Source organism: Flintibacter sp. HCN-6482, from assembly GCF_037892565.1.
In the GTDB taxonomy this organism is placed as follows: domain Bacteria; phylum Bacillota; class Clostridia; order Oscillospirales; family Oscillospiraceae; genus Lawsonibacter; species Lawsonibacter aceti.
Map to the genome: position 1 here is coordinate 463,623 of NZ_JBBKBK010000001.1, position 16,771 is coordinate 480,393.

Consider the following 16,771-nt stretch of genomic DNA (forward strand, 5'->3'; position numbering starts at 1 on the left):
TCCCGTACTCAAAAGTCCTCGTCAGAGAACAGCCCGTCCTCCGAGCTCTCCTCATCGGTCACATCCAAGGTGAGGTCGTCGTCATCGCTCTCTCCCTTGAAGGTGAAGCCTCCAGCGGAGGCAAAGTCGGCGTCCTTCTCATAGCCGAAGTCATCGTCCCGGTCATAGAAATCGTCCCGGACGGGCTGGTAGTTGTCCTCGTCGTCATCCTTCAGCTCGATCTCCTGCCCTTGGTCGTCCAGCACCTTGATGTCCAGACACAGGGACTGGAGCTCTTTAATCAGTACCTTGAAGGACTCGGGCACGCCGGGCTTGGGCACATTCAGACCCTTGACGATGGCCTCGTAGGTCTTGACACGGCCGGTCACGTCGTCCGACTTGACCGTCAGGATCTCCTGCAGGGTGTAGGCGGCGCCGTAGGCCTCCAGAGCCCACACCTCCATCTCGCCAAACCGCTGGCCGCCGAACTGGGCCTTGCCGCCCAGAGGCTGCTGGGTGACCAGGGAGTAGGGGCCGGTGGCACGGGCGTGGATCTTGTCGTCCACCAGGTGGTGCAGCTTCAGGAAGTAGACATAGCCCACGGTAACCGGGTTGTCAAATCGCTGGCCGGTACGACCGTCATACAGCCAGTTCTTGCCGTCCACCAGGCGAAGTTTGCCCGCCTTCTGCCACTCCCGGATCTGGGCGCTGTCGGCCATCTCCTCGGAGGACAGGGCACGCATCTCCTCCTCGCCCTCGCCGGCCAGATAGAGCTGCTTGCCGATAAGGGGCTCGTCATAGCCCACCTCACGGGCCAGGCCGGCCATTTTCAGGCACTCCTGAATATCGCTCTCGGTGGCGCCGTTGAAGATGGGGGTGGCCACCTTCCAGCCCAGGGTCTTGGCGGCGTATCCCAGATGGACCTCCAGCACCTGGCCGATGTTCATACGGGAGGGCACGCCCAAGGGATTCAGCACAATGTCCAGGGGGGTGCCGTCGGGCAGGAAGGGCATATCCTCCTGGGGCAGGATGCGGGACACCACGCCCTTGTTGCCGTGGCGGCCGGCCATCTTGTCACCCACGGAGATCTTCCGCTTCTGAGCAATATACACCCGGACGGTCTGGTTAACGCCAGGGGACATCTCGTCGCCGTTCTCACGGGTAAAGATCTTTACATCCACCACGATGCCGCTCTCGCCGTGGGGCACCTTCAGAGAGGTGTCGCGGACCTCACGGGCCTTCTCTCCAAAGATGGCCCGGAGCAGCTTCTCCTCAGCAGTGGCCTCCGCCTCGCCCTTGGGGGTGACCTTACCCACCAGGTAGTCGCCGGCATGGACTTCGGCGCCCACCCGGATGATGCCATGCTCGTCCAGGTCCCGCAGAGCGTCCTCGCCCACGTTGGGGATATCACGGGTGATGGTCTCGGGACCCAGCTTGGTGTCCCGTGCCTCAGTCTCATACTCCTCGATGTGGATGGAGGTAAATACGTCGTCCTTCACCATCCGCTCGTTGAGCAGGATGGCGTCCTCGTAGTTGTAGCCCTCCCAGGTCATGAAGCCCATGAGGATATTCCGGCCCAGGGCGATTTCGCCGTGGTCGGTAGAGGGACCGTCTGCCAGCACGTCCTGGAAGTCTACCCGCTGTCCGGCGTCCACGATGGGCCGCTGGTTGATACAGGTGGTGTGGTTGGAGCGCAGGTACTTAGTTAGGCGGTACTCCTTGGTCTGGCCGTTGTCATAAGCCACGGTGATATACCGGGCGGACACCTTGGTGACCGTGCCGGGGCCTTCCGCCAGGATGGCCACTTCGGAGTCGATGCAGTTCTTGTGCTCCTGGCCAGTGGCCACGATGGGAGCCTCGGGCCGGAGCAGGGGGACGGCCTGGCGCTGCATGTTGGCGCCCATCAGCGCACGGTTGGCGTCGTCGTTCTGGAGGAAGGGGATCATGGCGGTAGCCACGGACACCATCATCTTGGGGGACACGTCCACATAGTCCACCTGGTGTTTATCCACAGAAATGGTCTCATTCCGGTGACGGCAGGTGATACGCTCGTTGACGAAGCAGCCGTTCTCGTCCACAGGCTCAGTGGCCTGGCCGATGGTGTACTCGTCCTCTACATCGGCGGTCATATAGGTGATTTCGTCGGTAACCCGGCCAGTCTCCTTATCCACCTTACGGTAGGGGGTCTCAATAAAGCCGAAACGGTTGATACGGGCGTAGGAGGCCAGATAGGAAATCAGGCCGATATTGGGACCTTCGGGGGTCTCGATGGGGCACAGGCGTCCGTAGTGGCTGTAATGGACGTCACGGACATCGAAGGAGGCCCGGTCACGGGACAGGCCGCCGGGGCCCAGAGCGGACAGACGGCGCTTGTGGGTCAGCTCGGCCAGGGGGTTGGTCTGGTCCATGAACTGGGACAGGGGGCTGGAGCCGAAGAACTCCTTGATGGCGGCGGTGACAGGGCGGATGTTAATCAGGCTCTGGGGGGTGACCACATCCAGGTCCTGAGTGGTCATCCGCTCCCGGATAACACGCTCCATACGGGAGAAGCCGATGCGGAACTGATTCTGAATCAGCTCGCCCACACAGCGCAGCCGGCGGTTACCCAGGTGGTCGATGTCATCCGGGGTGCCGGAGTTGTGGGCCAGACAGTTGAGGTAATTGATAGAGGCCATGATGTCAGGCACAGTGATGTGCTTGGGGATCAGGTCGTCCAGATGGCCGCGGATGGCGTCCTTCAGTTCCTCCCCCTGGAACTGGTCCAGCAGCTCGCACAGGGCGGGGAAATAGACCATCTCGCTGACGCCGACCTCTTGAGGGTCAAAGTCCACAAAGTCCTTCAGGTGGACCATGTTGTTAGAAAACACCTTGACCTGCTTACCGTCCACGTCGATGACAGCCTCGTTGACGCCCCGGTCGTCCAGGAAGTGGGCCCTCTCCCGTGTCAGGACCTCTCCCTCCTCGGCGATGATCTCGCCGGTGCGGGGATCGGCTACGGGCAGGGCCAGCTTCTGGCCGGACAGCCGGGACCACAGAGCCATCTTCTTGTTGAACTTATAGCGGCCCACAGCGGACAGATCATAGCGCCGGGGATCAAAGAAGGTGGCGTCCAGCAGGGTCCGGGCGGAGTCCACCGTGGGGGGCTCGCCAGGACGGAGCTTGCGGTAGATCTCCAGCAGGGCGTCCTCATAGGTCTTACAGGCATCCTTCTCCATCGTGGCCAGGATACGCTCGTCCTCGCCGAACATCTCGATGATTTCAGCGTCGGTCCGGGGCCCCAGGGCACGGATAAGGCAGGTGATGGGCAGCTTGCGGTTCTTATCGATGCGGACATAGAACAGGTCGGACAAATCGGTTTCATACTCCAGCCAGGCACCCCGGTAGGGGATTACGGTAGTGGTGTAGGTCAGGTTGTCCGCCTTGTCCGCGGTCCGGGTGTAATACATACCGGGAGAGCGGACGATCTGGGAGACGATGACCCGCTCGGCGCCATTGATGACGAAGGTGCCGGCCTGGGTCATGATGGGAAAGTCTCCCATAAAGATCTCCTGCTCGGCGATCTGCTCCGACACCCGGTCGTTCTTCTTCTGGGTGTTGCGCAGCTGGACCTTCACCTTGATGGGGGCGGCGTAGGTGGCGTCCCTGGCCTTGCACTCCTCCACGTCGTACTTGGGCTTCTCATCCATGGAGTAGTCCACAAAGGTCAGCTCCAGATTGCCGGCATAGTCGGTGATGGGGCCGACGTCCTTGAACACCTCCCGCAGGCCGGTGTCCAGGAACCACTGGTAGGAGGTCTTCTGCACCTCCAGCAGGTTAGGCATCTCCAGGATCTCCTGGTAGCGGGCAAAGCTCTTTCTCGGGGTCTTGCCGTACATTACGTCCTTGACCATGCTAAAAAATCAACTCGCTTTCTTCTGATTCCACGGTTGGTCCTTCCGTTTTTTCCTCTGGATGCAGGGAAAAACAGCCGTTTTCGCCGTCGATTTATACAAATCCGGCACTCCGCCGCTTTTCCGCACACCCGGGCGCGTTGCTATTTTGCTTGAAGTCACTCTTGTCTTTCTGTCCGCCCTGTGATAAACTAAAGATAGAGCATGGGAGATTATGCTCTTTCTTTTAGGGGACATAAAAGCATTTTATTGTACCATGGGGAAGGCGCTGTGTCAAGCGCCTTCCTTTTATTTTCCCAAAATTTCCTTGGTATAAAACCTTATCTGGAGACCTATCCGGACTTTGGACACAGCAGTTTTCAATCTACCACCCCCATGTGAAAGGAAGAAAGCCGGACGGGTGCTATCCCGTCCGGCCTTTCATAAAGGGGGAGAAAGTCTATTTATGATGGCAGCCGCCGCATTGGCCGCAGTCGCCGCCGCAGTGTCCGCCCTTCTTATGGCCCTTCCAGATAGAGCGGACTGCCAGGGCTGCCACGGCCACAAGGGCCGCGATCACGATGAGGTTTCCTATCATGGGCGGTATCATCGTCACGCCCTCCTTTCATAGCTAGGATAGGAAAATGAATGCTCTCTTACTTCTTCGCAGTTTTCTTCGCCTCAGCGGCGGCCACGGAAGTCAGGTGGTGGATCTCGCCCTCAGGCTGATAGCCCTTGCGAAACAGCAGGAAGAGGAGGAGAACCAGAGCAGCCGCCGCTACTACGGTCCACACGCTGAAGGAGGCCACACCGGCGATGAGCCCGCCGATCTGATAGACGATCATGGAGATGACGTAGGCAAAGCCGCACATATACCCGATGGCGCCCAGGGTCCACTTGGGGTTGTTCATCTCCCGCTTGATGGCGCCCATAGCGGCAAAGCAGGGAGCGCACAGCAGGTTGAAAATCATAAAGGAGTAGGCGGTGATGCCATTGAAGTCGCCAGCCACCATGGTCCAGATGGGGGAGGAGTCCTCCATCAGGTCGATCTCGCCGGCATAGTGGTACAGCACGCCGAAGGTGTTGACTACCTCCTCCTTGGCGATGAGTCCGGTAACTGTGGCAACCGTAGCCTTCCAGGCCCAGTCGCCGGCCCAGCCCAGGGGGTAGAAGATCCAGGCGACCGCGTTGCCGATGACGGCCAGCAGGGAGTCGTTGTTGTCCTCCACAGCCTGGAACACGCCCTCCACAAAGCCGTAGCCCTGGAGGAACCAGAGAACGATGGAGGAAAGCAGGATAACGGTGCCAGCCCGCTTGATGAAGGACCATCCCCGCTCCCAGGTGGCCCGCAGTACATTGCCGGCAGAGGGGGCATGGTAGGTGGGCAGCTCCATGACAAAGGGGGCGGGCTCACCAGCAAATGCTTTGAATTTCTTGAGCATGACGCCAGAGATGATGACAGCGGCGATACCAATAAAGTAGGCAGAGGTGGCTACCCAGGAGGAGTTTCCGAAGATAGCGCCGGCGAACAGGCCGATGATGGGCATCTTCGCGCCGCAGGGGATGAAGCCGGTGGTCATAACGGTCATCTTCCGGTCCCGGTCCTGCTCGATGGTTCGGGAAGCCATGATACCGGGGACGCCGCAGCCGGTAGCCACCAGCATGGGGATGAAGCTCTTGCCGGACAGACCAAAGCGGCGGAAAATCCGGTCCATGATGAAGGCGATACGAGCCATATAGCCCACATCCTCCAGAATGGCCAGCAGGAGGAACAGCACCAGCATCTGGGGCACAAAGCCGAGCACAGCACCCACACCGGCCACAATACCATCCTGGATCAGACCGTAGACCCAGGTGCCTTCCACTACGCCCAGGGCGCCCAGGATCGCGTCGAACCAGCCGGGCACGATCTCACCGAAAAGGGTGTCGTTGGCCCAGTCTGTACCGAAGGTGCCGATCCCGATGCCGCCGTCCACAATAGAGGTCCCCATGGCGATGGTGTAAATCAGATACATGATCACCGCGAATATGGGCAGGGCCAGGATTCGGTTGGTCACGATCTGATCGATTCTGTCGGAAATGGAGAGGCTGCCCTTGGCCGCCTTTTTCTTTACCGCCCTGGACACGACGCCGTTTATGTAGGCATATCGCTGATTGGTAATGATGGACTCAGCGTCGTCATCCAGTTCCTTCTCACAGTCAGCGATATGCGACTCCAGATGGGCCGCCAGCTCGCTGTCCAGTGCCAACTCCTCCAACACCTTCTCGTCCCGCTCAAAGACCTTGATGGCATACCAGCGCAAATACTGGTCGGCCACCCTCCCCTCAATGGACTCCTCAATGTGGGCGATGGCGTGCTCCACGCTGCCGGTAAACACATGGGGCAGCTCTCCTACCCGGTGGGCTTTAGCCATCGAGACGGCCTGTTCGGCCGCCGCCATGCCGCCCTCCCCTTTCAGGGCAGACATCTCCACCACTAGGCAGCCCAGAGAGTCACCCAGCTTTTTCAGGTCGATCTGGTCCCCATTCTTACGGACCAGGTCGATCATGTTGACCGCCACCACTACGGGCAGGCCCAGTTCGATGAGCTGAGTCGTCAGGTACAGGTTGCGCTCGATATTCGTGCCGTCCACGATGTTCAGAATGGCGTCGGGCTGCTCCTTAACCAGATAATTTCTGGCCACTACCTCCTCCAGTGTATAGGGGGACAGGGAATAGATACCGGGCAGGTCCTGGATGATCACGTCCTTATAGCCCTTCAGCTTGCCTTCCTTCTTTTCTACCGTTACGCCGGGCCAGTTGCCCACATACTGGTTTGCGCCGGTCAAACTGTTGAACAAGGTGGTCTTGCCACAGTTGGGATTGCCGGCCAATGCGATCTTGATGTTCATTTCTCGCCTCTGCTCCTCTCGATTGTTAGTTATAGCTAACTTTTTGGCTGAAAAAAGCGGCTCTCCCAGACGGCATTTTACCGTCTGGCGCCGAGCCTTTTCAGACGACCTCGATCATCTCCGCGTCACTTTTCCGGACCGACAGCTCGTAACCCCGGACATTTAATTCCATGGGGTCTCCAAGTGGAGCCACTTTGCGGACGAATATCTCGACGCCCTTGGTGATTCCCATGTCCATGATCCGGCGCTTTACCGGCCCTTCTCCATGGAGCTTGGCCACAACCGCGGTTTGGCCCACGGCCACATCCTTCAATGTCTTCATGCTTATTCCCCCTCAAATCATAATGCGGTTCGCCATACTTTTGTCTAGGGCGATCCGGCTGTCTTTGACCTGTACGATCAGGTTTCCCGCAATCTCACTTACCACAGTGATATCACTGTCCACCACAAAGCCCAATTCAGCCAGGTGCTGACGGATCTCGTCCTTGCCTGTGATCTTTCTGACCGTGACCCGTTCCCCAGACTTCGCCATCGTCAGCGGCATCATAGCTCTCCTCCTTCAGATGATTAGTGAAAGCTAACTCGCACTCAGAAAAACTAGGTTAGCATTTACTAACCCCTTTTCGTCTGTGGAGTTTATCACAACTAACTTTCCTTGTCAACCCCTATTTGAAAGTCCTTGCCTTTTTCTGGCGTTTATGTTACCCTTGGTACAAAGAGTTGCCAGGAAGGAAGGACTTTAGATGAATATCCACGAATCGGCTGAGGATTATCTGGAGGCCATTTTGATCCTGCGGGAACAGCTGGGGATGGTCCGCTCCATAGACATTGTCCACCACCTGGATTACACAAAGCCCAGTGTCAGCGTGGCTATGAAACGGCTGCGGGAAAATGGATACATTGAAATGGATGGGGAAGGGCATATCACTCTGCTTCCCCCGGGAGAGGCGATTGCCCAGCGGATTTATGACCGCCATAAGCTGTTGACTCAGCTTCTGGTTCGGCTGGGGGTTGACCCAAAGACCGCGGCGGCGGACGCTTGTAAGATCGAACATGACCTCAGCGATGAATCCTTTGAAAAGATTAAAGCCCATGTCCGGCAACATACAAAATAGGCCTTGGAAACGGCCTTCTTTCCCATATCAGGTCCGCTCTCAGCGTAAAAGCCGCCCATAGAGCGGCTTTTTTCTTTTCTCTCCGTATTTTTCCATCCAATTCTTTGGGAAAGGATTTGACAGACGGCGGCAAATATGTTACAATTCGGTTACAAGTTTTGAGCAAGGAGGGATTCATAGTGGCTTCTGAGAATATTCCTCTTTCCTATAAAGGGCATCCCCTGCGTCGGAAAGACAACCTGATTTACTACGGCACTATGGCCGAGAAATATATTATCATGCTCCAGATCCTGTCTACCAAGACCGTCAACGGCCTGGAGATGGCAGATAAGGTGGCCGTCCAGCTCCAGCTGACTGACCCCGATCTGCGGGGACGGGACCGTGTGGTCAAGAAAAGTGAAAAAGACAGCCTCTATGCGGCCATGGATATCGCCGCCGTGTGGCTGGACCGCTCTTTGAACGGCAAGTGACCCCTGTTGGCTGACCATCAGAAATAGAAAAGGATTTGGGAGGATCTCAGCTATGCACCTGAAGATGACCATCACCCGGCTCACCGCCGCCCTTCTGGTTTCCAGCACCCTCGCGGCCCCTGTCCTGGCCGCCTCGGGTACTGTCAATTCCGGGGGCGACCCCCTTCGGGTCCGGGCCGATCCCAACACCAGCAGTCAAATTCTAACCAAGCTGTCCGACGGCACCCAGGTAGAGGTGCTGGAACAGGCCGAAAACGGCTGGTACAAGATTGCCCATGAGGGGATCTCCGGCTTCGTTTCGGGGGAGTATCTGGTGGTCCATGAGGAGGGCCAGGAGCAGGCCGTCGCATTGGCCGCGGAGGCTGACGCGGAAGCTGCCAGTACCTTTGGCCGGATTACCGCCTCCTCCCTGAACGTTCGCTCTGGCCCCAGCACTGACCACGAAAAGGTAGGGAGCCTAGCCGCGGGCAGGGTCGTCGAACTGCTGGAGGAGAGCGACGGCTGGTACCGTATTGAAAACGGCTATATCAGCACCGAGTATGTGACCATCGTAGACCCCTCCCAAATCAGCAAGGGACAGGAAATCGCCGATTATGCCCTCCAGTTCGTGGGGTATCCCTATGTGTATGGCGGCAGCAGCCCCAAGGGCTTTGACTGCTCTGGCTTTACCAGCTATGTCTATAAGCAGTTTGGCATCACCATCAATCGCACCGCCTCCACCCAGTTGGATAACGGTACTCCTGTTTCCATGAGCGAGCTCCAGCCCGGCGACCTGGTCATGTTCAAAAAATCCGGTACCGGCAGCAAGCGGGCATCCCATGTGGGAATTTACATCGGCAACAACCAGTTTGTCCATGCCTCCACTTCCACGGTGGGCGTCATTGTCAGCGATATGGATTACGCCTATTACACCACCGGCTTTGTGGGCGGACGCCGCCTGGTCTGATTTTCTCTCAAAATTACTAAAAAAACAGAGCGGGTCCCATAGGGGACCCGCTCTGTTTTTTTACTGCCGCTCTGCCTCCTGGGAGAGCGGGGGATGCCGACCCTCCAACGCTGTTAAGTCGCTGCCCTCCACCTTGGCATATGCCCGCTTCCGTACACACAGGAAGAAGATCAGATGGACCGCACCAGTGACCAGCCAACTGATGGGATAGGATATGTACAGGCAGGAGGCTGTGTGATAGACCGGGAATATCACCGCCACCCACACCAGACGCAGGCCGCAGGCCCCCACTAGGGAGACCACCATGGGAACCACCGAATAGCCGATCCCCCGAAGGATGCCTACCAGCGTATCCATGATGCCGCAGATAAAATAGGGGCAGGCGATAAAAGACAACCGGATAAGTGCCTGGGCAATGACCTCATGCTCCCCGGCAGGGACATAGAAGCCAGCCAGAGTCTCGCCAAAGAAATAGGCAAGATTACCAAATACCAGGCCGCTTATGACCGAAAAAGAGACGCACTGGACCGCGATGCGGTCCACTCGCTTGCACTTTCCGGCTCCGTAGTTCTGCCCCACAAAGGTGATGGCCGTCTGATAAAAGGCGTTCATGGCGGCGTAGACAAAGCCCTCAATGCTGGCGGAGGCAGAGGAGCCGGCGGCCAGCACTGGGTCATCAAAGGAGTTGATGGCCGACTGGATGACCACGTTAGACAGGGAGAACACCACTCCCTGGCAGCCCGCCGGCAGACCCACCTGGAGGATACGGCGGATGACCGACCACTGAAGGCCCAGCTTATTCAATTCCAACCGGAGAGCCCCCTCCTCCCGCACCAGGCACCAAACCACTAGAGCGGCGGAGATATACTGGGAGATGATAGTGGCCAGCGCCACACCGGCCACATCCATATGCAGGACGATGACGAAAAACAGGTTTAGTACCACGTTGACTACGCCGGATAAAAAGAGAAAGTACAGGGGACGGCGGGTGTCCCCCTGAGCCCGCAGGATGGCCGCCCCAAAGTTGTAAGTAAGCAGGGCGGGCATCCCAAAGAAGTAGATGCGCAGGTAGACGGTGGCCAAGTCGATGACGTCGGTGGGGGAGGACATCCACTCTAGCAGCTGGCGGACCATGACTGTGCCGAACACCGTCATGACCACACCACTGATGAGCGCCAGGGTCATGGAGGTGTGGACGCTGCGGCTCACATTGTCGTGGCGCCCGGCCCCCAAATCTCTGGCTACCACCACATTGGTGCCCACGGAGAGGCCCACAAACAGATTGATCAGCAGGTTAATCAGGGCCGTATTGGACCCTACTGCCGCCAGGGCTTCCTTGCCGGCGAATTTACCCACCACCACTACGTCGGCGGCGTTGAACAGCAGCTGCAACAGACTGGAGGCCATCAGCGGCAAAGCAAAGAGAAGGATCTTATCCGCTATGGACCCGTTGCACATATCGATCTCATATCGCCTCTTGACGCTCCTCTGTTTCAACACAGACCTCTCCCTTCCAATTTCTCAAATTCCTCACTCAGCCAATCCCGTGGAACACAAATCCCAGAATGACCACCAAGATCGTCAAGGGCACATAGACATACTTTCCCACAGGACCAAACGCCCTGCTCAGTGGCTTTTGCCTGCCGGTCTCCAGTTCTTTCCGAAGCTTGCTCCACCCCAGCACATAGTAGATGGAGATGGCACCCAGCACAGCTCCGATGGGGACCACTTGGATGGTGATAAAGTCCATCCAAGCTCCTACCCGCTCCTCTGACTCCATGAAGATCCCTACTCCAATTGTCAGTGCAGAGCAGATGACTACCGCCGTCTTTCTCCCCAGCTTGAAGTGTGTCTGCCAGCTCTCGGACACGGCCTCAAACATATTGATCAGAGAGGTAAGACCGGCAAACAGGACTGACAGGAAGAAAAACGCGGCAAACAGCCGGCCCATAGGCATCTGCTGGAACACGGTGGGCAGAGTGATGAACATGAGAGGCGGGCCGGATTTCACATCTAGGCCATAGGCAAAGACAGCCGGCATGATGGCCAAGGCGGACAGCAGGGCGGCCATGGTATCAAAGATCGCCGTCCGCAGGGACGCCTTGGGGATATCCTCCTTCTTGTCCAAATAAGCTCCGTACACGATCATTCCAGAGCCAGTGATAGACAGGGAGAAAAAAGCCTGCCCCATGGCCATGACCCAGGTGTATGGCTCCAGCAGCTTGGACCAGTCTGGGACCAGCAGGAAGCGGTAGCCCTCTCCCGCCCCAGGTAAAGTAGCCACCCAGATGGCCAGAATGATGAACAGGACATAGAACAAGGGCATTAGGATACGGCTCACCTTTTCGATACCAGAGGTGACGCCGAACATCAGCACCAGGCAGACCATAGCTATCACTACGGTATGCCACAGGGGATTGCCAAAGTGAGAGGCGGCCGCCGTGAAAAAGGCGGTGGGCTCCGCCGTCATCAAAGTTCCGGACAGGGCGCCGGCCAGGCTGTTGAGCACCCAGCCCAGAATGACAGCATAGCCGATGGCGATACCCAGGGATCCCATCAGAGGCAGCCAGCTGACCACGCTGCCCACCCGCTTCAGTCTAGGGTCCCGCTCCTGAAAGCACCGCTCATAGGCGCCGATGGTCCCAGTACCCGCCAGACGGCCGATGCCGAACTCAGCGGACAGGCCCACCCAGCCAAACAGGAAAACGAACAGCAGATAGGGGATCAGGAAGGCCGCCCCTCCATACTGGCCCAGCCGATAGGGAAACAGCCAGATGTTACCCAGCCCCACAGCCGAACCAACACAGGCGATGACAAAGCCTATGGAGGAACTAAATCCCCCGTTCTGGTGTTTTTTCTGATTTGCCATACTCTGATTCTCCTAATTTCTAGTTTCACTTTTTAAAAGATCTGCTCCAGCGAATCAGTTTTTTATACTATCACAAAAGGAATGGACTGTCTAGTACAAATGTCCGTCCCTAAGGTCTCTGTCTGCCGCAACAGACTGAGAGGCCTATTTTGATCTTCAAGCCTATTTCTTGTTTGAGAGTTCCTCTTGCAATATATCCAACATATTCATGGTCTTTGTCGACCAGGAGATCGTAGTTCCGTGTAGGCCGCTCCTCTCCTGAATTTTTTGTCTCAATTCAAATATCTTTTCCATATCGATATCCAGCTCAGTGGATCGCTTCACCAGGTCGTCATAATCAACCCCTTTTATATTAGCGGCTTTTTTCATTTCCCGCTCTATAATCTTAGCCCAGTTTTCATTTCTGATCCTATATCGGACCCAGGCAAAAAAGATTTTCGGGTTCGTCGTATCTGGAGAATCAGCGTGGCAGTTTGGACACAGAAGGAACAGATTCCCCGGACTATCGTCACCTCCTTTTGACTTTGGGACAATGTGAGCTTTGTCCAACAGGCGGTCTCCATTCCACAACGCCCTCAGTGTCTTTGCATCCGCTGTCTGAAAGGGCGGCATATGACAGGCCCAGCAGAATATCTCATCCGGCAGTTCTGTAATCTTTACCGCGTCATCCTCCGGTGTGCAATCGTTGATCCTCTTGATTTCAAAATCTTTAGTAATCGCTTTGTCGGACCAATACATATAGATCTCATACTTTTTTGTCTTCATATGCTCCTCCTTAACCAACATCGATCTCCGACTCCCGCGACAGAAGCACCACCGTTTCCACATGGGCGGTCCGTGGAAACAGATCCACCCCCTGTGCCTTCACCGCCCGATAGCCCAGCTCCCCAAACCGCCTCACATCCCTGGACAGGGTGGCCGGATCACAGGACACATAGACGATCCGTTCCGGAGCCATGCCGGCCAGGATGGCAGGCACCTCCGGTTGGAGCCCCTTCCGGGGCGGGTCCACACAGATGACCTGGGGGCGAACTCCCTCCCCACTTAGCCTGGCGGCCACCGCCCCGGCGTCACCGCAGAAAAACTCTGTGTTTTCCACGCCGTTTCTCCTGGCGTTCTCTCTGGCGTCCTGGATGGCCTGGGGAACGATCTCCGCGCCGATCACTTTTGCGGCCCCCCGGGAGAGGGCCATGGAGATGGTGCCGATGCCGCAGTACAGATCCAGCACGGTCTCCCTTCCGGTCAGGGCGGCAAAGTCCAGAGCCACAGCGTATAGCCGCTCTGTCTGTGCCTGGTTGATCTGGAAAAAGGATGGCACAGACAGGCGGAAGGTATAGGCGCACAGCTCCTCCTCCAGATAGTCCCTCCCCCAGAGGGTGTGGTACTCCGGACCCAGGATGACGTTGGTGTCCGCCGGGTTGACATTGAGCACCACACCCACTACACTTGGCTCGCACTCCCGCAGGGCTGACACCAGTCGGTCCGCACCGGGCAGCACAGGCTTCCAGGCCACGACACAGACCAGCGCCTCACCCCTACTGTTGGTCCGAACATAGAGGTGGCGCACGACGAACCGGCCCTCCATATGATACTCGGAGGGGAGATGAGCCGCCCATTCTTCAAAGGCGCGTTGGAGGCGCGAGACCCGCTCCGGCTGAAGCAGGCAGTCCTCCACCTCCAACACTTGGTGGCTCCTGGCCCGGTAATAACCCGCCCGGACCCTGTCTTCCGCTCGATCCACCGGGAATTGGACCTTGTTTCGATAGCGGTCGGGCTTCTCTGCCCCCAGCACCGGGGGCAGCTCCAGTCTTACGCCGCCTACCCGCTCCAGGGCGTCGGCGATGCGCTGCCCCTTGGCCCGAAGCTCCTCGTCGTAAGTCATGTGTCGGAACTGGCAGCCACCGCATCTGCCGAAAACAGGGCAACCGGGTCCCAGCCGCTCCGGCGACGGCCGCAACAGCTCCACTCCCCGGCCCCAGGCCACCGTCTTATTCACCTTCTCTAGCCGGACGTTCCATCGCTCGCCCGCGATGGTAAAGGGCACAAAGACCACCCGGCCCTCCAGCCGGGCCACCCCCATCCCCTCTGCGGTGTATCCGGTGATATCCAAGGCGTGGATACTATTCTTCTTCCAATCCGCCATGAGGCCACCCCACTTTCTTTTCAGCAATACTATATCATGTCCCGCCTCTGTGGTAAAGGACAAAAAGGGGCGCCCGGACCAGTCCGGACGCCCCCCTGGAGAGGGACAGACTCGCGTTACTTTTTCACACCCACACCGTGAGTGGTCCTGACCACCAGACCGGTCAGGGCGAAGAGGGCAATGGCGTTGGGGATAACCATCAGGTTGTTGAACATATCGGTCAGCTCCCACACAAAGTCGCTTCCGGTCACAGTACCCAGGAAAATAAACCCAAGCGCCAGGATCGAGTAGACTACGGCGCCCTTCTTGCCGAACAGATAGACTACGTTGATCTTGCCAAACAGATTCCAGCTCAGGATAGTAGAGAAGGCGAAGAAGAACAGACAGATGGCCACGAACATAGCCCCCGCCTCGGCGCCAAAGACGGAGCCGAAGGCGGTCTGGGCCAGGTTGGTCTTATTCAGTACCTGGCTGGCGGCGGCCGCGCCGCACTCGGCCAGCGGCCCGCCGGGGGTATACAGGGTGGAGATGACCACAAGAGCATTCAGAGTCAGCACCACAAAGGTATCCATGAATACACCGATCATAGCCACCACTCCCTGATCGTGGGGGTCGGTAACATTGGCCTGGGCGTGGGCGTGGGGGGTGGAGCCCATGCCGGCCTCGTTGGAGAACAGGCCCCGCTTCGCGCCCTGACTGATGGCCTCCTTCAAGGCGTAGCCGAAAGCGCCGCCGATGATGGCCTGGGGCTGGAAGGCGTACTGAAAGATCATGGCGAAGGTGGCGGGGATATACTGGATGCGGGCGGCAAGGACACCCAGTCCGCCTACCAGGAAAATCACAGCCATGATGGGGACCAGCTTTTCAGTGACAGAGGCCAGCCGCTGTACACCACCCACGAAGATGAAGCCACAGATGACTACCAGCACGATGCCCACGATCCAGGAGGGCACACCGAAGGCTGTTTCAAAGGTGGAGCCGATAGAGTTGGACTGAACCATGCAGCCCATGAAGCCCAGGGCCAGGATGATGGCCACAGCAAAGAATCCGGCTAGGAACTTGCCGAAGCCGCCCTTAAAGGCAGTCGTGATGTAGTAAACGGGCCCGCCCTTGTAGGAGCCATCGTCGCTCTTCTGCCTGGTCTGGATAGCCAGGGTGGCTTCCGCGTAGATGGTAGCCATACCAAAGAAGGCGATGACCCACATCCAGAAGATCGCGCCGGGGCCGCCGGCCAGGATGGCCCCCGATCCGCCCACGATGTTGCCGGTGCCCACCTGGGCCGCGATGGCGGTAGCTAAGGCCTGGAAGGAACTCATGCCGTGCTCCTGTTTTCCGCCGTGGAGGGACAGGTTCCCAAAAACCTTTCTCATCCCCTCCCCAAAGCAGCGCACCTGGACAAAGCGGGTCTTGATGGAGTACCAGAGACCGACTCCGATGAGCAGGAAGACCAGGATATAGTTGGACAAATAGGTATTAATGCTTACTACGACAGGATATAGTGCCGATTCCATGGACGCAACCAATTCTTGCATTTGATACTCTTTCCTCTCCTACAAAAATAAAAACGGAACGACCGAATAAACCGACCGCTCCGGAGAATACACGCCCAGCGCACCTGCGCACGTGTAAAACAGATGCCCACAGGGCATCTGTTTCCTCTGTCCTTTTGCCTGAGAGATTAACGGGACACGCCGCCCCGCCTTGCACCTTCGGCACTCGTTTTCGAGTTTCTCCAGAGTTACATCCGCATCCAGTCCTCATCCCCTCTGGGGACACCTGAGAGTGTTACTCCTTCGGCATGCCGTCTGGCCATTTTCCTGGATACTTCGTCTGTCCTATTCAGTTGCTCCGTTACCATACCACACCCGGCGGATTTTGTCAACCTCTGGTGGACATTTATTCTCTCACAGTGGAATTTCTGTGTGCCGGGCCTTGTTTTTTGTGCAGTCCGCCTTGAAAAGAGGCATTCTTCCAGGCTCTCGCCTCTGTTTTCCCTCTTTTAAATTTTTCATTGATAAATTCCCTCGGATATAGTAAAATACGTAATAGCGTTGTTCCGCTTCGGCGCGGAGCAAGGCCGCACTAGTCGGGGAGATAGCGGTGCCCTATACCCGCAATCCGCTACAGCGGGGATGAATCCCGGCCCCCGGACGTGTAATGTGTCGTCTGCCCTGGATAAGCAGTGATGATAGACCGGTCCCGCGCAACGGGGTCCCGTGAACCGTGTCAGGCGGGGAACCGAGCAGCACTAAGCGGTCCGCTCCGTGTGCCGTGGGGTCACTGTTCTTGAGCCGGCTGTCCAGGTAACGGGCATATTTCACGCTTCAAAGGCCGGTGTGCGGTCTTACTCCGCGTCGAAGCAAACTCCATATCATTCGTACTGCCGCAAGCGGCAGTCCTCACTCATTTCGTTGCTTCTCCTTTTCCAAAGGACACCCGCTCCGCTGGGCTGTCCTTTGGGGGCCGATTACGGCCCTCTTTTTCCTGCA

The 16,771-nt window shown here is 57.5% G+C and carries 13 protein-coding genes, 1 other RNA gene and 1 riboswitch; of the genes, 4 read left to right on the forward strand and 10 right to left on the reverse strand.

Annotated elements, in window-relative coordinates:
- Positions 1 to 8: 8 nt before the first annotated feature.
- The 5 genes from rpoB to WKS99_RS02270 form a co-directional block, all read right to left on the reverse strand.
- A complete protein-coding gene (gene rpoB, locus WKS99_RS02250; RefSeq protein ID WP_340405255.1) occupies positions 9 to 3,869 on the reverse strand; it encodes a DNA-directed RNA polymerase subunit beta in 3,861 nt (1,286 codons plus the stop codon).
- 439 nt (positions 3,870 to 4,308) lie between these two features.
- The gene (locus WKS99_RS02255) at positions 4,309 to 4,458 is read right to left on the reverse strand and encodes a FeoB-associated Cys-rich membrane protein (RefSeq protein ID WP_240286987.1); all 150 of its coding nucleotides are present in this window, start codon (positions 4,456 to 4,458) and stop codon (positions 4,309 to 4,311) included.
- A gap of 46 nt (positions 4,459 to 4,504) precedes the next feature.
- Positions 4,505 to 6,739 carry a ferrous iron transport protein B gene (gene feoB, locus WKS99_RS02260; protein ID WP_186852786.1) on the reverse strand — a complete coding sequence of 745 codons (2,235 nt, stop codon included), beginning with the start codon at positions 6,737 to 6,739 and terminating at the stop codon, positions 4,505 to 4,507.
- 100 nt (positions 6,740 to 6,839) lie between these two features.
- Complete coding sequence (locus WKS99_RS02265; protein ID WP_186852787.1) at positions 6,840 to 7,061, reverse strand: FeoA family protein; 222 nt, start codon at positions 7,059 to 7,061, stop codon at positions 6,840 to 6,842.
- 12 nt (positions 7,062 to 7,073) lie between these two features.
- The gene (locus WKS99_RS02270; RefSeq protein ID WP_340405256.1) at positions 7,074 to 7,286 is read right to left on the reverse strand and encodes a FeoA family protein; all 213 of its coding nucleotides are present in this window, start codon (positions 7,284 to 7,286) and stop codon (positions 7,074 to 7,076) included.
- A gap of 196 nt (positions 7,287 to 7,482) precedes the next feature.
- Between WKS99_RS02270 and WKS99_RS02275 the strand changes: the two genes are divergently transcribed.
- The 3 genes from WKS99_RS02275 to WKS99_RS02285 all read left to right on the forward strand — a co-directional run bounded on the left by WKS99_RS02275 (position 7,483) and on the right by WKS99_RS02285 (position 9,270).
- Positions 7,483 to 7,854, forward strand: coding sequence for a metal-dependent transcriptional regulator (locus WKS99_RS02275; RefSeq protein ID WP_186852788.1), 372 nt, complete (start codon positions 7,483 to 7,485; stop codon positions 7,852 to 7,854).
- Positions 7,855 to 8,033: 179 nt separating this feature from the next.
- On the forward strand, positions 8,034 to 8,324 hold the full coding sequence (locus WKS99_RS02280) for a hypothetical protein (RefSeq protein WP_147570821.1): 291 nt from the start codon (positions 8,034 to 8,036) through the stop codon (positions 8,322 to 8,324).
- Positions 8,325 to 8,376: 52 nt separating this feature from the next.
- Positions 8,377 to 9,270 carry a C40 family peptidase gene (locus tag WKS99_RS02285; protein ID WP_147570822.1) on the forward strand — a complete coding sequence of 298 codons (894 nt, stop codon included), beginning with the start codon at positions 8,377 to 8,379 and terminating at the stop codon, positions 9,268 to 9,270.
- A 60-nt stretch (positions 9,271 to 9,330) separates the two neighbouring features.
- On the opposite strand, the gene WKS99_RS02290 is transcribed toward WKS99_RS02285, so the two are convergent.
- The 5 genes from WKS99_RS02290 to WKS99_RS02310 form a co-directional block, all read right to left on the reverse strand.
- Positions 9,331 to 10,770: an MATE family efflux transporter gene (locus WKS99_RS02290; RefSeq protein ID WP_445297936.1), complete on the reverse strand. Its 1,440-nt coding sequence runs from the start codon at positions 10,768 to 10,770 to the stop codon at positions 9,331 to 9,333.
- Positions 10,771 to 10,804: 34 nt separating this feature from the next.
- Positions 10,805 to 12,139: a sodium-dependent transporter gene (locus WKS99_RS02295; RefSeq protein WP_147570823.1), complete on the reverse strand. Its 1,335-nt coding sequence runs from the start codon at positions 12,137 to 12,139 to the stop codon at positions 10,805 to 10,807.
- A gap of 162 nt (positions 12,140 to 12,301) precedes the next feature.
- Positions 12,302 to 12,904: an HNH endonuclease gene (locus tag WKS99_RS02300; RefSeq protein WP_340405258.1), complete on the reverse strand. Its 603-nt coding sequence runs from the start codon at positions 12,902 to 12,904 to the stop codon at positions 12,302 to 12,304.
- A gap of 10 nt (positions 12,905 to 12,914) precedes the next feature.
- Positions 12,915 to 14,282, reverse strand: coding sequence for a 23S rRNA (uracil(1939)-C(5))-methyltransferase RlmD (rlmD, locus tag WKS99_RS02305; RefSeq protein WP_340405259.1), 1,368 nt, complete (start codon positions 14,280 to 14,282; stop codon positions 12,915 to 12,917).
- 116 nt (positions 14,283 to 14,398) lie between these two features.
- Entirely contained in the window at positions 14,399 to 15,814 is a 1,416-nt protein-coding gene (locus tag WKS99_RS02310; protein WP_186852790.1) for an alanine/glycine:cation symporter family protein, read from the reverse strand.
- A 116-nt stretch (positions 15,815 to 15,930) separates the two neighbouring features.
- Positions 15,931 to 16,028: riboswitch (glycine riboswitch) on the reverse strand.
- Between the two features lie 331 nt (positions 16,029 to 16,359).
- On the opposite strand from WKS99_RS02310, the gene ffs reads away from it, so the two are divergent.
- Positions 16,360 to 16,624, forward strand: an RNA gene (gene ffs, locus WKS99_RS02315) — signal recognition particle sRNA large type.
- Positions 16,625 to 16,771 lie beyond the last annotated feature (147 nt).

What these genes read in the sequence shown, in the direction of transcription:
- WKS99_RS02275 (WP_186852788.1), top strand. Translation starts at nt 7,483, where the DNA reads ATGAATATCCACGAATCGGCTGAGGATTATCTGGAGGCCATTTTGATC.
- WKS99_RS02255 (WP_240286987.1), bottom strand. Translation starts at nt 4,458, where the DNA reads ATGATACCGCCCATGATAGGAAACCTCATCGTGATCGCGGCCCTTGTG.
- WKS99_RS02270 (WP_340405256.1), bottom strand. Translation starts at nt 7,286, where the DNA reads ATGATGCCGCTGACGATGGCGAAGTCTGGGGAACGGGTCACGGTCAGA.
- rlmD (WP_340405259.1), bottom strand. Translation starts at nt 14,282, where the DNA reads ATGGCGGATTGGAAGAAGAATAGTATCCACGCCTTGGATATCACCGGA.
- feoB (WP_186852786.1), bottom strand. Translation starts at nt 6,739, where the DNA reads ATGAACATCAAGATCGCATTGGCCGGCAATCCCAACTGTGGCAAGACC.
- WKS99_RS02285 (WP_147570822.1), top strand. Translation starts at nt 8,377, where the DNA reads ATGCACCTGAAGATGACCATCACCCGGCTCACCGCCGCCCTTCTGGTT.
- WKS99_RS02300 (WP_340405258.1), bottom strand. Translation starts at nt 12,904, where the DNA reads ATGAAGACAAAAAAGTATGAGATCTATATGTATTGGTCCGACAAAGCG.
- WKS99_RS02265 (WP_186852787.1), bottom strand. Translation starts at nt 7,061, where the DNA reads ATGAAGACATTGAAGGATGTGGCCGTGGGCCAAACCGCGGTTGTGGCC.
- rpoB (WP_340405255.1), bottom strand. Translation starts at nt 3,869, where the DNA reads ATGGTCAAGGACGTAATGTACGGCAAGACCCCGAGAAAGAGCTTTGCC.
- WKS99_RS02295 (WP_147570823.1), bottom strand. Translation starts at nt 12,139, where the DNA reads ATGGCAAATCAGAAAAAACACCAGAACGGGGGATTTAGTTCCTCCATA.
- WKS99_RS02310 (WP_186852790.1), bottom strand. Translation starts at nt 15,814, where the DNA reads ATGCAAGAATTGGTTGCGTCCATGGAATCGGCACTATATCCTGTCGTA.